Consider the following 23,016-nt stretch of genomic DNA (forward strand, 5'->3'; position numbering starts at 1 on the left):
CTGGTGGAGACATCCGACAAGTTGTGCAATGCATCGCCCAGCAACGCCACCGACCCCGATACCAGCGCGATGGCCAATTCAACGAGCCCGGTCAGTGCCAGTCCTACGGCGCTGACCGCAATCGCGCGGTTGGCCTGCCGAGGTTCACCTGCATCGTCGATGGCAGTGTCGAGCGGAAAACTTGTTGCCGGGTCACGGACCCCGTTGATCAGGTGCATACCGGTAAGGATGCCCGCCGCGGACGAAATCGCAAGGACCCCGTCGGCCGAGGCGCAGATCAGTCTTCCAACGCGCGGCCCACAATCAACGGATCCGGCTCTCCCACAACCTCCTGGTCCTTATCGTCGTAGTCGCACTTGGCGAGAAGGTGGCGCATGGCGTTGATTCGAGCACGCTTCTTGTCGTTGCTTTTGACGACAATCCACGGTGCGACGTCGGTATCCGTCGTGGCGAACATCGCCTCCTTCGCCGCGGTGTAGTCGTCCCACTTGTTAATGGACTCCATATCCATCGGCGAAAACTTCCACTGCCGCACCGGGTCGACCACCCGCACAGCGAACCGCGTGCGCTGCTCGGCTGGTGATACCGAAAACCAGAACTTGGTCAGCGTTATGCCGTTGCTGACAAGCATCTGCTCGAAAAGCGGTGCCTGCTCGATGAATTCGTCGTATTGCCCGGGTGTGCAGAAGCCCATCACTTTCTCGACGCCGGCCCGGTTGTACCAGGACCGGTCGAACAACACCATCTCGCCGGCGGCCGGCAGGTGGCTGATGTAGCGCTGGAAATACCACTGCGTCTGTTCGCGTTCGGTCGGCTTCTCCAGCGCCACCACCCGTGCGCTGCGGGGGTTGAGGTGCTCCATGAATCGCTGAATGGTGCCGCCCTTGCCAGCGGCATCGCGGCCCTCGAACACGATCACGTGCCGCGTGCCACTGCGTTTGCCCTGGTTTTGCAGCTTCAGCAGCTCAATTTGCAGCCGCCGCTTCAGCCACTCGTATTCGTCGTGCGGCAGTCGGTGGTCGTAGGGGTAGCGCTCGCGCCACGTGTCGATGTGATTGCCGTCCCGGTCGAGCAGAACCGGATCGTCGTCATCCCGATCGTCGACGGTGTATCCATGGTCGGGTGTCGACAGGGTTTCCAAATTGATTTCGGGCATGCCCTGACGCTAGCCCAGGACGGCAACTCTCAAGTGTCGAAATCAGTGCTGGCGGTGAGCTGTTCCCATTTTGCGATTTCCTGTGCGCGTCCGTCCGCGACGTAGCGATATGCGGCCAGGGCATCGGCTCCGAGGAGCAGAAATGCGGGGGGCTGCGCCGACTCCACGGCGGAGACGATTGCGGCCCCGGCCTTAGCCGGGTCGCCGGGCTGGTTGCCGTGCATCGTGTCGTGCTCTTTGCGGCGTTGCCCGGCGGTTGCGGCGTAGTCGTCGATCACCGTGGCCGATTGGGCCAACGAGCGGCCCGCGAAGTCGGTGCGGAATGCGCCGGGCTCGACGATGGTGACCGAGATACCCAGGGGCGCGAGCTCGCCGCGCAGGGCTCCACTGAGGCCTTCGATCGCGGCTTTGGCCGCGGAGTAATAGCCCGATCCGACCGGGGTCAGCTGAGCGCCGATCGAGGAGATGTTGACGATGGCGCCGCTGCGGCGGGCACGCATGCCCGGCAGGACGGCCCTGATCATCGCGACGGTGCCGAAGAAGTGCGTCTCGAACAGCGCGCGGACGTCGGCGTCGTCGCCTTCTTCCACCGCGGCGCGGTAGCCGTAGCCGGCGTTGTTGACCAGCACGTCGACTTCCTGGAATCGCTCTTCGGCCTGAGCGACGGCGTCGGCGACCTGGTCAGGCTTGGTGACATCCAAGGCGACAGCCAGTGCACGCTCGGGTGCCGAGTCCGCTAGATCGGCGACCTTCGTGACCTCGCGTGCGGTGACGACAGCGTTGTGGCCGCGGCCGATGACAGTTTCGGCAAGCGCTCGGCCGAGCCCTGTGGAACAGCCGGTGATGAGCCAGGTGGACATCATGAATGTCTACTTCGGCTCACGCCGCGAGGTCAACTCTTGCGGTTGACCTAAACAATGGTTGAGGTCTTAACGTCAACGCTGTGAACCAACCATCGACCACCTGGCCCGAAGAATTGGCGTCGATCGGTGCGATCCGATTCGCTCGCCGCTCGGCACAATTCGAGCTAACCGTCCAGTTCTACCGCGACCTCGTCGGACTGCCGCTCTATGCCACGTTCGGGGATAGCTATGGCAGCACCGGCGCGATATTCGGTCTGCCCGGATCCGCATTGACCTTCGAAATCGTCAAGGCCGACGAACCTGTCGCGGTCGATGCTCACGAACAGCTCTGCCTGTACTTCCCGGATGCCACGGCGCAACAGCAAGCGACAGCGCGGCTGTCGCGGGCGCGCATACAACGGGCCGAGTCCCATCCGTATTGGGCGGCGGTCGGCGCGGTTACCTACCGTGACCCGGATGGCCGCGAAATCGTGTTCGCGCCGTTCATCTTTGGGCGCAACGAGCCGGCCGAAAGCGACGCCTCGGGCGAGCATTGGACCGCGTCGTAGAAAGCGGAAGACCACCGGGGATCGCGTCGTCCGGTGGCCGTCCTCTGTGCTGGCTTGTGTGCCGCTTACTTCCTGAAGGCGTCCTTCACGTGCTCGCCTGCGTCCTTCAGGCTGGACTTCGCCTGGTCAAGCTTTCCTTCGGCCCTGGTGTCGTTATCTCCGGTGGCCCTACCGACCGCCTCTTTGGCCTTGCCGGCGACGTCGTCGATCTTGTTGCTCACCTTCTCGTGGGCTCCCATGCGTTCCAGCTCCCTTTTCAATCTGGTTGATGCTGCTTCGCGTCGGGGTAAATACCCGGCCCGCGGGCCTGTCAAACCACGTGTGGGACATTGACACGATGCAGGTCGCGATCCTCGACGACTACCAGAATGTCGCGCTGACCATGGCCGACTGGTCGGAGGTGGCGGCGCGCGCCAAGATCACCGTCTTCACCGATCACCTCGCCGACTCCGACGCCGTCGTGCAGCGGTTGGCGCCGTTCGACGTGGTGTGCGTGATGCGCGAGCGCACACCGCTGACGCGTGCCGTCATCGAACGCCTGCCGCGGCTGAAGATGATCGCCTCAACCGGGCCGTTCAACGCTTCCATCGACGTCGCGGCCGCCAAGGAACGTGGCATCTACGTGAGCACGACCGGCGGCTATGTGGAGTCGACGGTCGAACTGACCTGGGCACTGATCCTTGCTACCTCTCGCCGGATCGTCGATGAAACCCTCTCGGTGCGCACTGGTGGTTGGCAGACGGCGGTGGGTGGCCAATTGGGCGGGAGGGTGTTGGGTGTACTGGGCCTCGGCCGGATCGGCAGCCGGGTTGCGCGGGTCGGGACGGCGTTCGGGATGGACGTCATCGCCTGGAGTACGAACCTGAACCCGGAGACCGCAGAACAAGCCGGGGCGACCTACGTTTCACGCGAAGAATTGTTCGGTCGCGCCGACGTGTTGACCATCCATCTGGTGCTTGGCGAACGCAGCCGTGGTCTGGTCGGCGCCGCCGAATTGGCACTGATGAAACCGACGGCGTTGTTAGTCAACACATCCCGCGGCCCGATCGTCGACGAGCCAGCTCTCATCGACGCATTGCGGTCGGGCCGGCTCGCCGGGGCCGGCCTCGACGTCTTCGACACCGAGCCGCTGCCGATCGGGCACCCGCTGCGCACGCTGGACAGCGTGGTCGCTACCCCGCACATCGGTTACGCCGCCGACCGCGTCTACCGCACCTTCTACGGTGAGGCCGCCACGAAGATCGCCCGCTGGCTGGGGCAAGCCGGCAGCGATTGAGGTGGTAGCGCGGCGCCGATACCACCACGACTCGACGAGACGGGTTGCCAGCATCACGACCAACGCCAGCGCCCAGCCCAACAGGATGTCGACGACGAAGTGCTCGGCGGAGTACACCAGCACGAAGGCCATCGCCAACGGGTAGGCCACCAGCAGCGGTCGCCACCTCGCCTTTACCAGCCGCCACAGAAAGACCGACGTCATCGCCGTCACTGCGGCATGAAGCGAGGGGATCGCGGCGACCAGATTCACGCTGGCCTGGCCGGAGTTGACCAGTGCTCCCGCCGATTGCAAGTGCAATGTTCCCCAGCCACGAGTCGATATCCGCTCGACGAAGAGGTTGGCACCGGGCTGGCTGCGGTGCATGGCGCCCAGCAGCCCGCCATCCGGGATGACTGCGGGGTTGCCGAACATGCAGAGCGGATTGGACGGGCCACCGGCAACGTCGGCCGGCGTGCAGCGGGCGGCCGCCCACGGCGGCGCCGCCGGCAACACGATGTAGACAACCAGCGCCGCGAAGGACAACGCCACGAACCGTCGGACAAACGCGGCCCAATCGCTGCGGTTGCGTAGCCAGAGCACCCCGGCGACTACATAGGGCAGGACGAAAAACGACATGTAGATCCCGCTGATGATCACTTCCCACCACGGCGCTTGCGGCATCTTGATGCGCTCCTGCAACCACACGGTCGGGACGGTGCCGAAGAACAACCACCGGTCTGCCTGCGGCTGGAAATGCCACAACGTGGGAGCTCCGACCAGCGTTGCGGCACCCCGGCTGAGGTCGTACACCACCAACACAAGCGCGAACGGGAGCCAGTCGCGCACGACCGCGAGCACCTTGTGCCCGCGACCGATGCTGGCGGCGATGAGCCCGGTGGCGATATACAGCAGCAGCAGTTCACGATTGAATGCGAGCCCGTCGGTCAGGGACCGGTAGGTCACAACAAGGGCCCAGGTGGTGACCGCCATCCGCCGCGACAACGTGAGCCACCGCTCCCGGGTTTCGACGGGTCCGAGGTCAAAGTCGGCGACGGAATCGGGGCGCGCCAACGGTGTGCCCTTCGGCATTTGTGGACGGCGGAGCAGCCGGGTGGCTACCGCTTGCGGGTCACCCTTGAAGAGCCGGATCCTGCGATCAGTTGTTACTGTCACCAGTCGCACCTTATCCGTTCCCGGCCGTTTTCCATCTGTTCATTCTTATAGCCATCTGCGATTGAACCAAACATTTCGTCAGAAACGCTGTAGCGCAACGCCTTAGAAACGACGCAGGAGCGCCATTCGTCAAGCCGGGGGATTCGTTGCCACCCGATCGCGTGACCCTATGTGACAGCTGTGAATTCGGCTGCCGTGCTAATCAAGATCCACCCCAATAGTAGGAGACTGCGCCGGAGATACGCCGGAACCGGGTTGGCGCGTCTGCGTCAGACTGCGCTCGTCCCACTGTTTCTGTAGGTCGCGTTCAGCGGCGCGAGAGATCATGCCCGACGGCGCGAACAGTCTTGACGGTACTGGATCGTCTTCCGTCAATGGTTTGCCGTAGCCGCGAATTACCTTGTACACGACAATGATTGCGGTCAGAACCAGGATCACAACGACGGCGGCAAACAGGATTGACAAAGTGCCTTGAATGAACGTATTTCTGATAACGTCGTTCAGCTGATCGGCCGTCTTCGCCGAACCGAACGCAGTCTTACCGGCCGCTTTGGCGGCGACATATTGGGAGTGCTGAGTCCAGTAGCCCACGTTGGGATCTGGAGAAAAAATCTTCTGCCACGATGCGGTCAGCGTGACCGCAAGATCCCACAGCAGTGGAATCCCTGGAATCCAGGCCCATTTCACTGCACCCTTTTTGACGACAACCACGGTGATGACGATCAGCGCGATCGCCGCCAACAGCTGATTAGCAATACCGAATAACGGGAACAGCGTGTTGATACCGCCCAGCGGATCGGTCACGCCCATCAGCAGGGTGCTGCCCCATGCCGCCACCACGGCGAGGCTGCAGATCCATACGCCGGGGCGCCAGCTTGAGTTTCGCAGTTTGACCAGCGGCCCACCGAAGTTACCCAGCGCGTCAGACAGCATGAAGCGGTTCACCCTGGTCCCCGCGTCGAGGGTGGTCAGGATGAACAGTGCCTCGAACATGATCGCGAAGTGGTACCAGAACGATTTGAGCCCGGCCCCACCGAATACCCGCTGCAGAACTTCGGACATACCCCACGCCAGCGTCGGCGCTCCGCCGGTACGCGACACAATCGACTTCTCACCGACGCTGCTGGCGGCCTGGTTGATCTGGTCGGCGGTGGCCGGCGCGCCGGACAGGCCGAGCTTGTTGACATATTCCGCCGCGGTGGCCGCGGTGCCCCCGGTTTGGGCGGCCGGCGCGTTGAGGGTGAAGTACAGATGCTGGTTGATAATCGACGCGGTAATCAACGCCATGACGGCGACGAACGACTCGGTGATCATGCCGCCGTAGCCGATCAGCCGCATCTGGCTTTCCTTCTCGAGCAGCTTGGGTGTCGTCCCGGACGAGATCAGCGAGTGAAATCCGGACAGCGCGCCGCACGCGATCGTGATGAACAGGAACGGAAACAGCGAGCCGGCGAACACCGGACCGTTGCCCTTGGTGGCGAACTGCGAGATTGCGGGTGCCTGCATTTCCGGCCGCGCGATGCAGATGCCGATCGCGAGCAGCGCGATGGCGCCGACCTTCATGAACGTCGACAGGTAGTCGCGCGGCGCAAGCAGTAACCACACCGGCAGCACCGACGCGGCGAAACCATAGATGATCAACCACCAGCACAGCGTGACCGGGGACAGGGTGAACCAGGATGCGCCCCAGGATGTTTCGGCCACCCAGTTGCCGGACGCCACGGCCAGCAGCAGCAGTACGAAGCCAATCAGTGATACTTCTGACACCCGGCCGGGGCGCAGGAACCTCAGGTAGCAGCCCATAAACAGGGCGATCGGGATGGTCATCGCGATGGAGAACGCCCCCCACGGGCTTTGGGCCAGTGCCCTCACCACGATCAGCGCAAGAACGGCGATCAGGATCACCATGATGGCGAGGACGCCGATGAGGGCGGCGGCCCCGCCGGTGGCGCCCAGCTCGTCGCGAGCCATCTGGCCAAGGGAACGGCCCCTGCGCCGGGTGGAGATCCACAACACCAAGTAGTCCTGCACGCAGCCGCCGAAGACCGCGCCGATGACGATCCAGATGCTGCCCGGCAAATAGCCCATCTGCGTGGCCAACACCGGTCCGACAAGCGGTCCGGCTCCGGCGATTGCGGCGAAGTGGTGACCGAAAAGAACGCGCCGGTCGGTGGGGACGAAGTCGGTGCCGTCGTCGAACACTTCAGCCGGGGTGGCGTGGTCATCGCGCGGGCGAACGACCTTCGTCTCGATCAGCCGCGCATAGAACCGGTACCCGATGACGTAGGTGCAGATCGCCGCGACGACGAACCACACCGCGTTGACCGTCTCGCCCCGAACGAACGCGATGCTTGCCCAAGCCACCGCACCCAAGACGGCGATGGCCCCGAAGACGATCTTGTGCTTGGTGCCGATGGGGGACCGGTCGATAATCGCGACCGCCGGCAAGTCGGCGTCGGTGTGGATATAGCTGACATACCCACTGGCGTCACTGTGGGTTTCCACGGCCGGGACCCTACGCGACTGAAGCGTCCGTCGGCGTGTCGCGCCGTGACGTTCACAGCCGCGCAACCGCTGATTCAGCTTCGGTGCAAGGCACGCACGGTGTCGATGGTGTCGGCCTGGTCGGGGCCCTTGTCGTCGCGGTAGCGCAGTACCCGGGCGAATCGCAGGGCAAGACCGCCGGCGTATCGCGACGACTGTTGCACTCCGTCGAAGGCGATCTCGACCACCTGCTCGGGGCGCAGCGGCACCACGTAACCGTCGGTGGGACCGACGGCTAGTTCGTGGAATCGTGCGGTCTGCCAGTCCAGCATCGCGTCGGTCATCCCCTTGAAGGTTTTGCCCAGCATCACGTAACCGCCGGTGGCCGGGTCGCGGGCACCGAGGTGGATATTGGACAGCTTCCCCCGGCGCCGTCCCGACCCCCACTCGACAGCCAGCACCACCAGGTCCAGGGTGTGGACCGGCTTCACCTTGAGCCAGCCGGCACCGCGGCGCCCGGCCTCGTAGCGGGCCTCCAACGACTTGGCCATCACGCCTTCGTGTCCCGCGGCCAACGTCGCTTCCAGGAAATTGGCGGCGGCTACCGCATCCGCCGTCACCAGCCGATCGACCCGGTTCTGCGCCGAGGTGATTTGGTCGAGCACCGCCATCCGCTCGCTGGTCGCAGCGTCGAGCAGGTCGATGCCGTCGTAATGCAGGATGTCGAAAAAGAACACCGACAGCGGCTGGGCTGCTCGGGCGGCCGGAACATCGACCGAGCGGCCGAAACGCGATCCGGTGACCTGAAACGGCTGCGGCCGCCCGTCTGGGCGTAATGCGATTGCCTCGCCGTCGGCGATCAAGTCGGTGACGGGTAGCGCCAGGGTCGCCTCGACCACTTCGGGCAGCCGCGCGGTGACGTCGTCGAGGCTTCGGGTGTACACCGTCACCTGATCGCCGGCCCGATGCACCTGCACCCGTGCGCCATCCAGCTTCGCCTCGAAAGCCGCTGTCCCACCAAGCTTTTCGAGTGCTTCGGTGACGCTGGTTGCGGTCTGGGCCAGCATCGCCCCGACCGGTCGGCCCACGCGCAGGGTAAACGCCTCCAGCGCGACAGTTCCACCGGTCAGGCCCGCGGCGGCGACGGCAGGCAGGTCCCCGCCCAACATCGCCGCCCGTCGTACTGCCGCGGCCGGAATCTGCGCGGCGGCGGCGACCGCATCGGCCATCACGCCGGCGAGCGCGCCCTGACGCAGCTCGCCGGTCAGCAACCGCCGCAGAAACGTCTGTTCGGTTTCGGTTGCAGACGCGAACAATCCGGCGACAAGCTCGGCGCGCCGGGCCTGCGAGCCCTTACCCGAGACGCCGCCGATCGCAGAAAAGGTGGCGTCGACGCCGACGACGGTCAGACTGGGCTGCGCCGCGGCAGGTGGTAACGACCGCAAAGCCGCCCAGCCAACACCGATTTGGCGTTGCGGCAGCTCCCCGGACAGCCACGACACGATGATCGCGACCAGCGCGGGATCGGATTTGCCTTGGCTGAGCAGGTCGGAGATCCGCGCGATTTTGGCCAGCCGGGAAGCGCAGCCACCCACCTCGGTCGAGGTCGTCGCCACGTCGATCAGCAGCACAGCCCACCTTTACACGCCTGACCGACAACGTCACGCGCGGCCGCGATAGCGTGCATGGCTAAGCGCGGGCACTCGGTCCGAACAAACAAGGAGGTTTGCATGGAGATCAACGGCAAGAAGGTGGTCGTCATCGGCGGCGCCTCGGGGATGGGCCGCGCCAGCGCCGAGCTGCTGGCCGCCCGCGGGGCGAGCGTCGCGGTTCTGGATCGAGAGGGCTCGGACGGCAAGGACGTCGCCGCCGGTATCGGTGGCTCGTTTTATCCGATCGACGTCACCGATTTTGCCGGTACCGAGGAGACACTGAAGGCTGCTGTCGAGAGTCTGGGCGGCCTGCACGTCACGGTGACGACGGCCGGTGGCGGCATCGCGAAGCGGACGATGTCGAAGTCGGGGCCGCACGACCTCGAGTCCTTCCAATCGGTGATCGATCTCAACCTGATCGCCACGTTCAACATCAGCCGGCTGGCGGCCGACGCCATGAGCCGCAACGAGCCCGAAGACGACGAGCGCGGTGTCATCATCAACACCGCGTCGATCGCGGCATTCGAGGGCCAGATCGGGCAGGTCGCCTACACCGCGGCCAAGGCGGGTATCGCCGGCATGTGCCTGACCATGGCACGCGATCTCGGATCGCTGGGTATCCGCGTATTAGCCATCGCGCCAAGCCTCTTCGCCACTGGATTGACCAAGGGCATTCCCGACGAGTTCGCCACCGCGTTGACCAAGGATGCGGCTTTCCCGAAGCGTCTCGGCCGCCCCGAGGAGTACGCCAAGCTGGTCGCCGCCATCATCGACAACCCGATGCTCAACGGCCAGTGCCTGCGGCTCGACGCCGGCCAGCGGTTCGCCCCCAAGTGACGCTGTAGCCGGATTAAGTACACTATTTGCACGCAGCCTCCGCATCGATGAGGAAGGCCCTCGAATGGGTATCGCACTGACCGACGACCATCGCGAACTCGCCGAGGTCGCCCGCGGGTTTCTCACGTCGCAGAAGGCCCGCTGGGCCACCCGCTCGCTGCTGGACGCTTCCGACGAAGCACGTCCCGAGTTCTGGCATGACCTCGTGGAACTCGGCTGGCTCGGCCTGCACATCGAGGAGGACTACGGCGGCTCGGGATACGGGCTGCCCGAACTCGTGGTGGTGATCGAAGAGCTCGGCCGGGCGGTGGCGCCGGGACCATTCCTACCGACGGTGATTGCCTCGGCGGTGATCGCCGCCAACGGCACCGCCGAGCAGAAGGCCCGGTTGTTGCCGGGGTTGACCGACGGCACGGTCACCGCGGGGGTCGGCCTGGGCGGTGACGTGGCCGTCGACGGCGCAGTGGCCAGCGGCGATGCTGGGATCGTCTTCGGCGCCGGGCTGGCCGACCTCTTGCTGATCACCGCGGGCAGCGACGTCTTGGTGCTGGAACGCGATCGCGACGGCGTATCGGTCGACGTACCCGCCAACCTGGATGCGGCTCGACGCTCGGGTCGGGTCGGGTTGAAAAACGTCAGCGTCGGCGATCACGACATCCTGCCGGGGGCCCTGAAATCGGCGTTGGCCCGAGCCCGCACGCTGGTGGCGGCTGAGGCCGTCGGCGGCGCGTCGGACTGTGTCGACGCCGCGGTCGACTATGCCAAGGTGCGCCAGCAATTCGGCCGCACTATCGCCACGTTCCAAGCGATCAAGCATCATTGCGCCAACATGCTGGTGGGCTCCGAGTCGGCGGTTGCCGCGGTGTGGGACGCCTCTCGTGCCGCCGGAGAAGATGAGGAGCAATTCCGGCTCGCGGCCGCGGTCGCAGCAGCGCTGGCATTTCCGGCCTACGCCCGCAATGCCGAGCTGAACATCCAGGTGCACGGTGGAATCGGGTTCACCTGGGAGCACGACGCACACCTGCACCTGCGCCGCGCGATGACCGTGCGCGCCCTGTTCGGCGGCGACGCACCTGCAGGCGACATCTTCGACCAGACCGCAGCCGGAACCGCCCGAGCCAACAGCCTCGACCTACCGCCGGAGGCCGAAGAACTACGCACACGAATTCGGGCTGATGCCAACGAGATCGCCCCGCTGGACAAGAAAGGCCGGCTGGATCGATTGATCGCGACCGGCTACGTGATGCCGCACTGGCCCAAACCATGGGGCTTGGCCGCCGATGCCGTCGAGCAGTTGGTGATCGAGCAGGAGTTCGCCGCCGCAGGTATCAAGCGTCCGGACTATTCCATCACCGGATGGGTGATCCTCACCCTGATCCAGCACGGAACCCCTTGGCAGATCGAACGATTCGTAGAAGCGGCGCTGCGCCAGGACGAAATCTGGTGCCAGCTGTTCTCCGAGCCCGACGCCGGTTCGGACGCGGCCGCGGTCAAGACCCGCGGCACCCGAACCGACGGCGGGTGGAAGGTCAACGGACAGAAGGTGTGGACCAGCGGCGCGCAGTATTGCCGCCGCGGGCTGGCCACCGTGCGCACCGATCCCGAAGCTCCGAAACACGCCGGCATCACCGCGATGATCATCGACATGAAGGGGCCCGGTGTCGAGGTGCGACCGCTGCGCCAGATCACCGGAGGCTCGGAATTCAACGAAGTGTTCTTCAACGATGTGTTCGTCCCCGATGAGGACGTTGTCGGAGAGCCCAACGCCGGATGGACCGTCGCCCGGGCCACTTTGGGCAACGAGCGGGTCAGCATCGGAGGCGGCGGGGGGTTCTACGAGGGGATCGCCGCGCAGTTAATCGGCCTGGCCCAACAGCAGGCAGATCAGCTGGCTGGCGCCAAGATTCGGATCGGCAACTTCTTGGCCGAAGACCACGCGCTGCGGTTGCTGAACTTACGTCGTGCTGCTCGCAGCGTGGAGGGGGCGGGGCCGGGGCCCGAAGGCAACATCACCAAGCTCAAGCTCGCCGATCACATGGGTGAAGGTGCGGCGATCGCCGCGGCGCTGCTTGGACCCGAGATCGCCCTCACCGACGGGCCGGCCGGACTGGTCAGCCGAATGGTGATGGGCGCACGCGGCATGGCGATCGCCGGTGGGACCTCCGAGGTCACCCGCAATCAGATCGCCGAGCGGATTCTCGGCATGCCGCGCGACCCGCTGATCAAGTAGCTCTGCTCGCGCTAGGGAGCCGGGGCGAAGCGGGGTGCGCCGCCGGCGCCTGGCTCCGGCAGCGCCTCGACGCCCATCCCGCACGTGACTGAATCAGGCTCACAGTCAACGATATTCGCCGCTACCCGTAGTCCGCTCTGCTCGACGAGCTCGACGAGGGCGATCACGTAGGGCGTCGGAAGCTCCGGGTTGAACGCGTGATAGTTGACCGTGTAGGTGAACACCGTGCCGCGACCCGACACCGGCCGCGCGATCAGCGGCCCGCCACAGTCGCGGCATTCGCCGGCCGCGGGATGCACCCAGTGTGCGCAATTGTCGCAGTGCTCGATGAGCAGCTCGGACGTCGCCTTTGACACGAGCAATACAGTACACTCTATTGTCTTGGGTTGGTCTAACGGACGGCGCAGATGAGCTACTTCGAAAAAGACGCGATCATTTCCGGTATCGGCATCTCCCGAATCGGCCGTCGCACTGGTATTCCCGGGCTGGACCTCACCATGGAAGCGGTCCGCGCCGCCATCGACGACGCCGGCCTGGCTGCGGCGGACGTCGACGGCATCGCCACCCTGGGCGATACCCCCGCGGCCGACGTCCTCGCCGAGCTGCATATCGAGGCCGCCGACTGCGGTTCGGGATTCGGCACCGGTGGTCTGCTGAGTCCTGTGATGTCGGCGTGCCGCGCGGTGTCCGAGGGGCATGCGCGCCATGTGGTCATCTACCGGACGATCCAAATGCTGGGCGGCACAGTCCCGGTGAAGCGGGACGAAAATGCGCCTGCCCCGCCGCTGGCCCGGATGTTCCAGACACCCGAGGGCGCTGAGCCACCCGCCGTCGGGCCGATGGACGATGTCAACGATCTCGTCGCCGCCCACGCATATTCCGCGGCGAACTGGCTTGCGCTGAACTGCCGCCGGCACATGGAGATGTATGGAACCACCAAAGAGCAGCTGGGCTGGCTGGCGATCAACAGCAGGCGTAATGCCGCGCTGAATCCACTTGCGGTGTACCGAGATCCGATGACCATGGATGACTATCTGGCCGCGCGGCCGGTATCCACCCCGCTGGGTTTGCTGGATTGTGACGTCCCGATCGACGGGTCGATCGCGGTGGTGGTTTCGGGGGCAAACTACGCCAAGGACTGTCCGCATCGGGCGGTGAAGGTCGAGGCGATCGGAGGCACCGACGGCGCGGGCGGCTGGTTTCACCGGGCGGACTATCCGAGGATGGCGTCAGCAGATGCGGCGGCGCAGATGTGGTCGCGTACCGACCTGACGCCGAGCGATCTGAACCTCGCGGAGCTGTACGACGGGTTCACCTTCCTCACCTTCGCGTGGCTGGAAGCCCTCGGAATCTGCGGTGACGGCGAAGCGGGTCCATTCGTCGAGGGGGCCGAGCGGATCGCCCTCGACGGCAGCCTGCCGTTGAACACCTATGGCGGCCAGCTCTCGGCGGGCCGCATGCACGGCTATTGGCTGCTGCACGAGACCTGTTTGCAACTACGCGGCGAGGCGGGGGAGCGGCAGGTGCCCCGCCGGCCGGAAGTCGCGGTGGCCGCCGTCGGCGGCGGTCCGATCGCCGGATGCATGCTGCTGACATGCTGATTCACTCTGTGCGAGTGTACAATTGAGCGTTCAGGCTCACGCTGAGCAACGGTCCGATAAGCGAGCTTCGCAGATCGCACGCCGCATCGAGGCTGACATCATTCGGCGCGGTTGGCCGATCGGTCAATCACTGGGCTCCGAGCAAGCGTTGCAACAGCGGTACCGGGTGAGCCGATCGGTGTTGCGGGAGGCCGTTCGGCTCGTCGAACACCACCAAGTCGCGCGCATGCGTCGCGGGCCCAACGGTGGACTGCTCGTCTGCGAGCCCGACGCCGCCCCCGCGACGCACGCCATCATCATCTATTTGGAGTACCTGGGGACCACAATCGGCGATCTGCTCGATGCGCGGCTGCTGCTGGAGCCGTTGGCGGCATCGCTTGCCGCCGAGGGAATCGACGAAGCCGGCATCGACCGGCTGCGTGCCGTGCTGCGCGCCGAGGAGCCGCAAGACGAGTTCCATGCAGCCTTGGCCGAGCAGTCGAAAAACCCTGTGCTGCAACTCTTCATCGACATTCTGATGCGATTGACCGTCCGGTATGCGCAAGGTTCGCGACTAGACTCGGCCCGTGACGGGCTCGAGGCGATCGAGCGCAGACATCAGGATCACGCCGACATCGTCACCGCTGTCACCGCGGGCGACTCGGCAAGAGCCAAGACACTCAGCGAGCGCCACGCGCAATCGGTGACCGCCTGGCTGCACGACCACCAGGCTCCCGGTCGAGCGCGCAACCGACGCGGATTGGACCGCGAAGCGCCGGCTGGCAAGCTCGCCGAGGTGCTGGCGAACGCGATCCGCGATGACATCGCCGCCAGTGGCCGCCAAATCGGCGAGGTCTTCGGGACCGAAGTCGCACTGCTGGAACGCTATCGGGTGAGCCGTTCGGTGCTGCGGGAAGCGGTGCGGCTGCTGGAGTACCACGCCGTTGCGAAGATGCGTCGCGGACCGGGTGGCGGGCTGGTGGTGGCAGAACCTCAGGCGCAGGCCAGCATTGACACCATCGCGTTGTATCTGCAATTCCGCAAACCTCGTGGGGACGATCTCCGGTTGGTGCGTGACGCGATCGAGATCGACAACGTCGCAAAGGTCGTCAAACGCCGCGACGCGCCAGACGTTCGGGCATTCCTCGACAGGCATCGGCTGATCATCGAGGAGGCCGGCAACGATCTGCGCAAGGCGGGTATGGAGGAGTTCCTGTTCCATACCGGATTGGCTGAGCTGGCCGGTAATGCGGTGCTGGACTTGTTCCTGCGGATCATCGTCGAGGTATTTCGACGGCACTGGAGCACTACCGAGCAGCCGGCCCCAAGCCGTAGCGACCTCGTCGACGTGCAGCGAGCCCACCTGCGGATCATCGAGGCGATCGCGGATGGCGACGACAGCCTGGCGCGTTACCGCGCTCGTCGGCACTTGGACGCCACCGCGTCGTGGTGGTTGTAAGCCGCTTAGGCGGTTATTGCCCGCCTGCTCCCCAGTTGTGCTGGCAGCCTGGTGAATCCGCGCAAGTTGACCAGACCCCGACGTGGCGGGACCGTGGTGAGGCGCAGGTCGGGAAATGCTTCGAACAGCATGCGCAGCGCGGTGGCGCCTTCGATTCTGGCCAGAGCGGCGCCCAGGCAGGCGTGCACACCGGATGCAAACGCCAAGTGGTCGCGCGCGTTCGTCCGGGTGATGTCGAACTTGGTGGGATCGGCGAACACCTGGGGGTCGCGGTTGGCGCCGGCTAGGAGCAGCGCGACGATATCGCCACCGGCGATATGACGTCCGGCGATTTCGACATCGGAACCCGCTGTGCGCGCGGTCATCTGGACTGGGCTGTCGATTCGCAGGATTTCCTCGACCGCGGCGGGCCACAGGTCGGGATCCTCACGCAACTTCGCCAGCTGCGCGGGGTTTTGCAGCAGCACGACGATGCCGTTGCCGATCAGGTTGACCGTGGTCTCGAAGCCTGCGCCGATGAGCAGCACGGCGTTCGCCGTGAACTCACGGTCGGTGAGGGTGCCGTCGGCGGCCAGTCGGCTGAACGCGTTTTCTCTTGGCTCTCCGGTGCGCGCTTGGTGGAAGTGGTCCAGGTTGGCTTGATCGGCATCTCGCAGACCGTCGATGGCGCGTCGGTAGGTGGTCCATGGAATTCCGATATCCAGCAGAGGGGCGCCACCGTGGCCCCAATCCAGCAGGTGCGGACGGGTGTCGGCGGGTAGGTCGAGGATGTCGGCGATGATCGTGACCGGTAGTTGAGCGGCGAAATCGGCGATCAGATCGGGATCCGGTGTGCCAGCGAGATGCTCGATCAGTTCCTGGGTCACCTCGGTGACGCGGGTGCCGAGCCTGTCGATGGCACGCGGGGTGAAGCTTTGGGCCACGAGTTGTCGATAGCGGGTGTGGTCGGGGGGATCCATCACCACCATCGCGGGCGGTTCGACTGGATTGGCGACGCCGGGGTCGGTCCTGGCGATGAACGGCCGAAGCGGCCGGGGCAATTTGATCGCCGTTGGGTCCGTAACGCCGAACCTGTTGTTTCGCAATATTGCTCGGCAAACACCATGATCGACGCTGGCCCATACGAACGGTTTGCGCACCAGCGGACCCTGCGCCCTGATCTCTTCCAACAGCGGGTAAGGATCCCCGCCCCGTCCGTGACTCATCAGCAGGCGTCCTAACGGGTCGCCTCGGCGCGCCTGCGCGGACAAGAACGCTCGGGGCACTCCATGCAGCGCCATCCATCGGGCCCAGAGACCAATTTTCATACGAATACCTTCCGCGTCGGCGAACCGCATGGTGAGACGTGCGAGACATTGATACAATCTTTGTCTCTCTAGTTCTCTTCACGATACGACCGCACAACCCGGTGAGCAAGGAGGAATTCCGTGACGTCGAGTCCAACGGCGGAGTTCGTGCGGCGACTCGCCGAGCCCGATCCGGCCGTCGCTGCCCAGGTCGACAACCCCGACGAGATCACCACCCGCATATTGCGCGCCGCGCTTGAGCAGGCCGAGCTGGTCGGAATGCGGCGCTCCACGATGGAAGATGTCGCCCGTCGCAGCGGTGTTGGGCGGGCCACCCTTTACCGGCGCTTCCCGACCAAAGCGGCACTCAACGACGCAGTCGTGTTGGCCGAGGTGCGCCGCTTCCTAGACGGCAGTGCGCGGGCCCGCTTGCATGGCAAGACTTTTGAAGACCGCATGGTCTACGACACCGTCTTCACGGTGACGTTCATGCGTGAACACGCTCTGCTGAAGAAACTGTTACGAACCGAGCCCGAAACGATCCTGCCCAGTTTGACCGTCCATGCCGGCGCCATCATCGATTTCGCGACCGACTACTCGGTTGCCCTACTACGGGATGAGCTATACGGCACTAATGCCACCACGCCGGCCCAGGAACGTCACCTGCGCACCGTCGCAGAGCTCCAGACCCGACTAACGCTGTCGTTCATCGTGACTCCACACACCAGCATCAATCTCGCCACGATCGACGACACCCGGGCATACGTGCGTGACTATCTCATGCCGATGATCACCCGGGCCGGGAGTGGCCAATAAATACCCCGGGGGGTATCATCGAGACATGACTGACCACAACCACCACGAGGTACTCGACGCACTCGGTCCGCAGCATCGGGCGTTGCGCAGGATGATTCCGGAGGTCTATCGCGGGTTCGGCGAACTGAGCCACGGGGCGCTGGCGCCCGGGGCGCTCGACACGAAGTTCAAAGAGCTCATTGCGCTGACGATCGGCGTCGTCCATGGGTGCGACGGCTGCATCGCATCGCACGCCCAAGGCGCTGCGCGCGCCGGGGCAACCAAGGAGGAGGCGGCCGAGGCGATCGGAGTCAGCTTCCTGATGATGGGCGGGCCGGCCACCATCTATGGTGCCCGCGCTTACGACGCGTTCTGCGAGTTCGCCGACGTCGCCGCGACCGCTTAAGGAGATGTCATGATCGGCGACGAAGACAGCATCTCGGCAGTCCTGAACCGACTGCGGCGAGCGCAGGGACAGCTCGCCGGCGTGATCGCCATGATCGAACAGGGCCGAGACTGCAAGGACGTCGTCACGCAGCTGGCCGCTGTCTCGCGTGCACTTGATCGGGCCGGGTTCAAGATCGTCGCAACCGGGCTTCGCGAGTGTGTCAGCGGCGCGGGACGCGACGGCGCTGCCCCGCTGACCGAGTCCGAATTGGAAAAACTGTTCCTCGCCCTGGCGTAGCGGAGACGAAAGATCACCAGCGAAAGGAGTCGATCATGGGTATCGCGCTGTCGACGACCCTGCACACCTCATTCGAAGATGCCGTCGGCCGAACTCGGGATGCACTTGCGCGCAAAGGGTTTGGTGTGCTGACCGAGATCGATATGAAGGCGACGCTGAAAGCCAAGCTTGATGTGGACATGGAGGACTACCTGATCCTCGGCGCCTGCAACCCGAAATTCGCTCACCAAGCGGTCGATGCATACCGTCAGATCGGCGTGCTGTTGCCATGCAACGTCGTCGTGCGCAAAGACCCGGACACCCCGGAAGCCGTCATCGTCGACGCGATGGACCCCCGGTTGATGGTCAGTGTGACCAAAGAGCCGGGATTGGATGGCATCGCCAACGCGGTGACCGGACTGCTCCAGGAAGCCCTCGAAGAAGTCGCCAACCAGGCCTAGCTCAGCAACGCAGCACGATGGCGCGTTAATGGGTTGCACCGGCCGCCGATCGGCGTCTACCCTCGGCCACGTGCAGAGTCTTCTCGTAGTAGCCAGCACCCGCAGCGGGGTCTGATCCAGACCGACCCCCCGCTGTGGGTCGGAAGCTACTACCTGTCGGTCACCACTTCAGAACCAGAGAAGACCGGCACATGACAATCACCGAACTGAGATTTTCGAGTGGCTCGCACATCGGCGAGATAGCGCCCGCCTTACCCGAATCGCCATCGATCCGCTTTGACGGCATTGCGCTGCCGAGGGGAATCCGGGAGGACGCCAACACCATGTCGTGGACCACTTTTACCGCCACGTACGCTCCCAGCGCCGGACCACTGCGGTTGGGCCAATGGGAATGCACTGACAGCGATCGCAAGGCGACTCGGTTGGGTCCGCAGGCCCGAACATTCCGCGCCACGCTGGGGTTCGGCGACCGCATCGAAACCGCGACCGCCACCGCCACCGGCCCGGTCGCCGCGCTGACCGCAATGCTTTACGACCACGGCATAGCGGTCGAGATGCTGCGCTTTCATCAGCTGCGGTCAGATGAGACGACCGCGACCTTCATCCAGGGCAGCGACGGCTGCCGGGCCGAGTGGGCGATGGGCTGGTCGGAGGACCCGACACAGTCGGCGCTGAGCGCGGTCGTCGCCTGCGCGAACCGGCTCTACGGGGACGGCGGCTCCGCTTAAAGCGGACGCAACACGATCGGCATGCCGTCCATCGGGATCGGCATGCCGCCGTAGTCCCATTTCGCCTGGTACCCAGCGTGGGGCAACTCCAGCCGGTAACGGCGCAGCAGCCGGTGCAGGATCGTCTTGATCTCCAGCTGGCCGAACGTCATCCCGATGCACTTGTGCGCGCCGCCGCCGAACGGCGTGAACGCGTAACGGTGCCGTTTGTGCTCGCTGCGCGGTTCGGTGAACCGGTCGGGGTCGAACTTCAGCGGATCCGTCCAGATCTCTGGCAGCCGATGGTTCATCCCCGGGTAGGCGATGACGTTCGTCCCCGCAGGCAGGTAGTAGCCCAGCAACTCGGTGTCGCGCACAGTCCGGCGCATCGCCCACTGCACCGGTGTCACCAGCCGGATCGCCTCGTTCATCACCAAATCAAGCGATTCCAGCTTCTCTAACGACTCGATGTCGAGTGGACCGTCACCGAGCCGATCGGATTCGTCGCGACAGCGTTCCTGCCAGTCGGGGTTGGCGGCGAGGTTGTAGGCCATTGTTGTCGTCGTCGATGTCGAGGTGTCGTGGGCGGCCATCATCAGGAAGATCATGTGGTTGACGATGTCCTCGTCCGAGAAGCTGTTGCCGTCCTCGTCCTCGGTGTGGCACAGCACAGTCAGTAAGTCGTTGCCTTCCTTGCCGCGGCGCTCCTTGACGCGCTCGCGGAAGTAGTTCTCCAGCAGCTCGCGCGCCTGCAGGCCGCGCCACCAGGTAAACGGCGGCACGCTGGTGCGGATGATCGCGTTTCCGGCGCGGGTGGTGATGGTGAAGGCCTTGTTCACCTTGGTCACCAGCTCACGGTCGGTGCCGGGTTCATGACCCATGAACACCATCGACGCGATGTCGAGGGTGAGCTCCTTCATTGCCGGGTAGAGCAGAAAGCGCGGGTCGTTGACCACCCAGTCGTTCGCCACTACCTGGGAGACGACTTTGTCCATCTGCTCGACATAGCCGACCAGCCGGGAACGGACGAACGCTTCCTGCATGATCCGCCGATGGAACATGTGCTCTTCGAAGTCGAGCAACATCAGGCCGCGGTGGAAGAACGGCCCGATCACCGGCACCCAGCCCTGTTGGGAGTAGTCCTTGTTGCGGTTGGAGTAGATGATCTGGGCTGCGTCAGGACCCAGCGCCGCGACGCCCGGCAAGACCGGTGAGTCACCGAATATGACCGGCCCTTTGGTTTGGTAGAGGAATAGCAGGTAGTCGGGTCCGCCGCGCAGCATCTCGATGATGTGGCCGAGGACCGGCAGACCCCGATCGCCCATGACCGGCTTGAGCCCGCTGCCCGGCGGCGGATCCGCGAGCTTCCTCGGCGTCCAGTCGGTATGCAGTAGCTTCTGCTCGACGGCAGCCATGCCGGGAAAGTTGTTGATTGACGGGGTCAGCCGGCGCTTCGCCTGATCGAGCAGGTAGCGCGGGGTGCTGATGGTCGCCGTTGACATCGCTGCCGTTCCTCCCTCGGCGCCTGCGCAGAAAGGGAAACCGGCCTTGACCGGCGGTGTGGCAGGCGTCACCAACCGCCATCATTCCGGTGAAACTTGACGGCTGTCAAGTTTCCTTTTCGCGTGGCGTGGTGCAAGGTCGAGGGGTGCAGACCGAGCAGGACATCCGTAGAGGGACCCATCAAGACCAGGCCGGCACGGCTCCGACGCGACGGGGCGATCGCCAGCGACAGGCCATCGTGCAGGCCGTGCGCGAACTGCTTGTGGAAAGACCGTTTGCCCAGCTGTCGGTGAGCACCATCAGCGACCGCGCGGGGGTGGCCCGATCCGGCTTCTACTTCTACTTCGACTCCAAATACGCGGTGCTGGCTCAGATCCTGGCCGAGGCCACCCACGAGCTCGAAGAGCTGACGCATTACTTCGCCCCCCGGGGGCCGGATGAATCGCCGGCAGCCTTCGCTCAGCGGATGGTCGGTAGCGCGGCTGCGGTCTATGCGCACAACGACCCGGTGATGTCGGCATGCAACGCCGCGCGCAGCACCGACGCCGAGATACGCGAAATTCTCGATCAGCAAGTCGACAAAGTGATCGAGCAGATCATCGGCATCGTCGAAGACGAGCTGCGGGCCGGTACCGCCCACCCCATCAGCGACGACATCCCGGCCCTGGTGCGCACGCTTGCGGTCACCACTGCGCAGATGCTCACCGGCGACACCGCCTTCGTCGGCGCCGACGGCGACGTGCAACGCGGTGTGCGGGTGCTCGAGGCGTTGTGGCGCAACGCGTTGTGGGGCGGCTCGGCTACCTAATCCCCGCGGCCCGGGGGCCATCGGCGCCCGGCGACGATGCAGCTCGCGGAGCGGGGTGAGGTGGGGGTACCTCCCAGCCGCGAAGCGGCTAGGGGGAGAGGCGGGCCGTCGGGATGTTACCGCCGGTATCGTCATCTGCCATGGCGCAAACAAGTCCATCTGGGTTCGCGGGAAAGCGGTGCTTTCTTACCGGTGCGGCCAGCGGTATTGGGCGCGCGACGGCATTGCGGCTCGCCGGCCACGGCGCCGAGCTGTATCTGACGGACCGCAACGCCGACGGGCTGGCGCAGACCGTGGCTGATGCTCGTGCGCTGGGCGCAGAAGTGCCTGCGTTCCGTGCGCTGGACGTCTCCAACTATGACGAGGTCGCCGCGTTCGCCGACGAGATCCACACCAAGCACGCGAGCATGGACATTGTCATGAACATCGCCGGCGTTTCGGCGTGGGGGACCGTCGATCGACTGACCCACGAGCAGTGGACCAAGATGGTCGCGATCAACCTGATGGGCCCGATTCACGTCATCGAGAGCTTCGTGCCGCCGATGGTGGCGGCGCACCGGGGCGGTCATCTGGTCAACGTGTCGTCGGCCGCCGGGCTGATCGGGCTGCCCTGGCATGCCGCTTACAGCGCAAGCAAATTCGGGCTGCGCGGACTGTCGGAGGTCTTGCGCTTCGACTTGGCCCGGCACCGCATCGGGGTATCGGTCGTCGTGCCGGGCGCCGTCAACACCCCGCTGGTCAACACTGTCGAGATCGCGGGAGTGGATCGCGATGATCCCGGGGTTAGTCGCTGGGTGGGTCGCTTTAGCGGGCACGCGGTGTCACCGGAAAAAGCGGCGGACAAAATCCTCGCAGGTGTGCGCAGAAATCGGTTTCTGATCTACACCTCGGCGGATATCCGCGCGCTGTATGCGTTCAAACGGGTCGCGTGGTGGCCCTACAGCGTGGTGATGCGCCAAGTCAACGTGGTGTTCGCCAGGGCACTGCGGCCATCGCCGGTGCCGCGCTGACTGACAACACTCGTGTTTCGGCGGGTCCATTACGGGTAGCCGAAGATAGCCCATCGCCGCAGCGCTTGTGGCGGGCACGAGGAGTAGTTATGGAAGCACAATCAGGCTCCGGAAGCCAGACTGACAGACCCGCCGGCAACGTCGACGAGGACGCCAACCCACCACTTACCGATCCCGAGACAGCCGACCCCCAACGTGGAGATGACTCGAAGGTTCCGCCGCAGGACACCGGCTCAGCCGTGCCGCCCTACGAGGGTCGGCAGGAATCTGCTAAGCCGAGCGACGAGGGCGGCGAAGGGGGTGTTAAACCGGTTGAGTCGTCGTCGTACAAATCGCCGGTGCCAGGTGAGACTGAGGGTGGCGCAACCGCATCGCCGGCCGACGAGCAACCCGCGGCGCAGCAATCCGAGACCGATCGCGATGACGAAGCCCCCGGACCGGCGCACACCGCGGGCACTAGGCGCGGCGAGGGAAGCAGCACTTGACCTTCTCAACGCGCGTAGTGCGGCCGCGATAATCACGACGATCCGCGAGCCCGCTAC

At 64.9% G+C, this 23,016-nt stretch carries 22 protein-coding genes and 2 pseudogenes; 14 read left to right on the plus strand and 10 right to left on the minus strand.

The annotated features are described in order from the left end of the window. The 3 genes and pseudogenes from WBF82_RS14370 to WBF82_RS14380 form a co-directional block, all read right to left on the minus strand. Positions 1-218: pseudogene (locus WBF82_RS14370) on the minus strand (hypothetical protein); the annotation flags it as partial. A 59-nt stretch (positions 219-277) separates the two neighbouring features. After that, entirely contained in the window at positions 278-1,156 is an 879-nt protein-coding gene (ppk2, locus tag WBF82_RS14375; protein WP_424383669.1) for a polyphosphate kinase 2, read from the minus strand. 29 nt (positions 1,157-1,185) lie between these two features. Next, positions 1,186-2,016, minus strand: a complete 831-nt coding sequence (locus WBF82_RS14380; RefSeq protein ID WP_424383700.1) for an oxidoreductase — start codon at positions 2,014-2,016, stop codon at positions 1,186-1,188. Between the two features lie 83 nt (positions 2,017-2,099). On the opposite strand from WBF82_RS14380, the gene WBF82_RS14385 reads away from it, so the two are divergent. Then, entirely contained in the window at positions 2,100-2,567 is a 468-nt protein-coding gene (locus WBF82_RS14385; protein WP_424383670.1) for a VOC family protein, read from the plus strand. Between the two features lie 65 nt (positions 2,568-2,632). Here the strand turns inward: WBF82_RS14385 and WBF82_RS14390 are convergent, their stop codons facing one another. Next, on the minus strand, positions 2,633-2,806 hold the full coding sequence (locus WBF82_RS14390; RefSeq protein ID WP_424383671.1) for a CsbD family protein: 174 nt from the start codon (positions 2,804-2,806) through the stop codon (positions 2,633-2,635). Positions 2,807-2,904: 98 nt separating this feature from the next. Here WBF82_RS14390 and WBF82_RS14395 point away from each other — a divergent pair, with 98 nt between their 5' ends. Then, complete coding sequence (locus WBF82_RS14395) at positions 2,905-3,843, plus strand: D-2-hydroxyacid dehydrogenase family protein (protein ID WP_424383701.1); 939 nt, start codon at positions 2,905-2,907, stop codon at positions 3,841-3,843. 45 nt (positions 3,844-3,888) lie between these two features. Here WBF82_RS14395 and WBF82_RS14400 read toward each other — a convergent pair. From WBF82_RS14400 to WBF82_RS14410, 3 genes and pseudogenes are all read right to left on the minus strand, one after another. Beyond that, positions 3,889-4,914 (minus strand): annotated as a pseudogene (locus WBF82_RS14400) (phosphatase PAP2 family protein); the annotation flags it as partial. Positions 4,915-5,196: 282 nt separating this feature from the next. After that, a complete protein-coding gene (locus WBF82_RS14405) occupies positions 5,197-7,503 on the minus strand; it encodes a carbon starvation CstA family protein (RefSeq protein ID WP_424383672.1) in 2,307 nt (768 codons plus the stop codon). Between the two features lie 74 nt (positions 7,504-7,577). Beyond that, positions 7,578-9,113 (minus strand): ATP-dependent DNA ligase, encoded by a 1,536-nt coding sequence (locus WBF82_RS14410; RefSeq protein ID WP_424383673.1) that lies wholly within the window; start codon positions 9,111-9,113, stop codon positions 7,578-7,580. 99 nt (positions 9,114-9,212) lie between these two features. Between WBF82_RS14410 and WBF82_RS14415 the strand changes: the two genes are divergently transcribed. Next, on the plus strand, positions 9,213-9,971 hold the full coding sequence (locus WBF82_RS14415; protein WP_424383674.1) for an SDR family NAD(P)-dependent oxidoreductase: 759 nt from the start codon (positions 9,213-9,215) through the stop codon (positions 9,969-9,971). A gap of 64 nt (positions 9,972-10,035) precedes the next feature. Beyond that, positions 10,036-12,201, plus strand: a complete 2,166-nt coding sequence (locus tag WBF82_RS14420) for an acyl-CoA dehydrogenase (RefSeq protein WP_424383675.1) — start codon at positions 10,036-10,038, stop codon at positions 12,199-12,201. Between the two features lie 11 nt (positions 12,202-12,212). Here WBF82_RS14420 and WBF82_RS14425 read toward each other — a convergent pair whose 3' ends face one another. Next, the gene (locus tag WBF82_RS14425) at positions 12,213-12,557 is read right to left on the minus strand and encodes a Zn-ribbon domain-containing OB-fold protein (protein WP_424383676.1); all 345 of its coding nucleotides are present in this window, start codon (positions 12,555-12,557) and stop codon (positions 12,213-12,215) included. A gap of 51 nt (positions 12,558-12,608) precedes the next feature. Here WBF82_RS14425 and WBF82_RS14430 point away from each other — a divergent pair, with 51 nt between their 5' ends. After that, a complete protein-coding gene (locus tag WBF82_RS14430) occupies positions 12,609-13,802 on the plus strand; it encodes a thiolase family protein (protein WP_424383677.1) in 1,194 nt (397 codons plus the stop codon). Between the two features lie 22 nt (positions 13,803-13,824). Beyond that, the gene (locus WBF82_RS14435) at positions 13,825-15,240 is read left to right on the plus strand and encodes a FadR/GntR family transcriptional regulator (protein WP_424383678.1); all 1,416 of its coding nucleotides are present in this window, start codon (positions 13,825-13,827) and stop codon (positions 15,238-15,240) included. A gap of 5 nt (positions 15,241-15,245) precedes the next feature. On the opposite strand, the gene WBF82_RS14440 is transcribed toward WBF82_RS14435, so the two are convergent. Continuing rightward, a complete protein-coding gene (locus WBF82_RS14440) occupies positions 15,246-16,547 on the minus strand; it encodes a cytochrome P450 (RefSeq protein WP_424383679.1) in 1,302 nt (433 codons plus the stop codon). Between the two features lie 120 nt (positions 16,548-16,667). Between WBF82_RS14440 and WBF82_RS14445 the strand changes: the two genes are divergently transcribed. The 5 genes from WBF82_RS14445 (at position 16,668) to WBF82_RS14465 (ending at position 19,174) form a co-directional block, all read left to right on the plus strand. Next, positions 16,668-17,342 carry a helix-turn-helix domain-containing protein gene (locus tag WBF82_RS14445; protein WP_424383680.1) on the plus strand — a complete coding sequence of 225 codons (675 nt, stop codon included), beginning with the start codon at positions 16,668-16,670 and terminating at the stop codon, positions 17,340-17,342. 25 nt (positions 17,343-17,367) lie between these two features. Further along, positions 17,368-17,727 (plus strand): carboxymuconolactone decarboxylase family protein, encoded by a 360-nt coding sequence (locus tag WBF82_RS14450; protein ID WP_424383681.1) that lies wholly within the window; start codon positions 17,368-17,370, stop codon positions 17,725-17,727. A 9-nt stretch (positions 17,728-17,736) separates the two neighbouring features. Continuing rightward, positions 17,737-18,006 (plus strand): metal-sensitive transcriptional regulator, encoded by a 270-nt coding sequence (locus WBF82_RS14455; RefSeq protein ID WP_424076921.1) that lies wholly within the window; start codon positions 17,737-17,739, stop codon positions 18,004-18,006. Positions 18,007-18,041: 35 nt separating this feature from the next. Next, the gene (locus tag WBF82_RS14460) at positions 18,042-18,446 is read left to right on the plus strand and encodes a DUF302 domain-containing protein (protein WP_424383682.1); all 405 of its coding nucleotides are present in this window, start codon (positions 18,042-18,044) and stop codon (positions 18,444-18,446) included. A 191-nt stretch (positions 18,447-18,637) separates the two neighbouring features. Beyond that, a complete protein-coding gene (locus WBF82_RS14465; RefSeq protein WP_424383683.1) occupies positions 18,638-19,174 on the plus strand; it encodes a homocitrate synthase in 537 nt (178 codons plus the stop codon). On the opposite strand, the gene WBF82_RS14470 is transcribed toward WBF82_RS14465, so the two are convergent. Next, the gene (locus WBF82_RS14470; RefSeq protein WP_424383684.1) at positions 19,171-20,655 is read right to left on the minus strand and encodes a cytochrome P450; all 1,485 of its coding nucleotides are present in this window, start codon (positions 20,653-20,655) and stop codon (positions 19,171-19,173) included. The two genes, WBF82_RS14465 and WBF82_RS14470, sit on opposite strands and share 4 nt — an antisense overlap. 164 nt (positions 20,656-20,819) lie before the next feature. Here WBF82_RS14470 and WBF82_RS14475 point away from each other — a divergent pair, with 164 nt between their 5' ends. From WBF82_RS14475 to WBF82_RS14485, 3 genes are all read left to right on the plus strand, one after another. After that, the gene (locus WBF82_RS14475) at positions 20,820-21,464 is read left to right on the plus strand and encodes a TetR/AcrR family transcriptional regulator (protein ID WP_424383702.1); all 645 of its coding nucleotides are present in this window, start codon (positions 20,820-20,822) and stop codon (positions 21,462-21,464) included. A gap of 140 nt (positions 21,465-21,604) precedes the next feature. After that, a complete protein-coding gene (locus WBF82_RS14480) occupies positions 21,605-22,474 on the plus strand; it encodes an SDR family oxidoreductase (protein WP_424383685.1) in 870 nt (289 codons plus the stop codon). An 89-nt stretch (positions 22,475-22,563) separates the two neighbouring features. Then, positions 22,564-22,959 carry a hypothetical protein gene (locus WBF82_RS14485; protein WP_424383686.1) on the plus strand — a complete coding sequence of 132 codons (396 nt, stop codon included), beginning with the start codon at positions 22,564-22,566 and terminating at the stop codon, positions 22,957-22,959. The last annotated feature ends 57 nt before the right edge of the window (positions 22,960-23,016 follow it).

This window comes from Mycobacterium sp. (assembly GCF_049673265.1).
Classification (GTDB): domain Bacteria; phylum Actinomycetota; class Actinomycetes; order Mycobacteriales; family Mycobacteriaceae; genus Mycobacterium.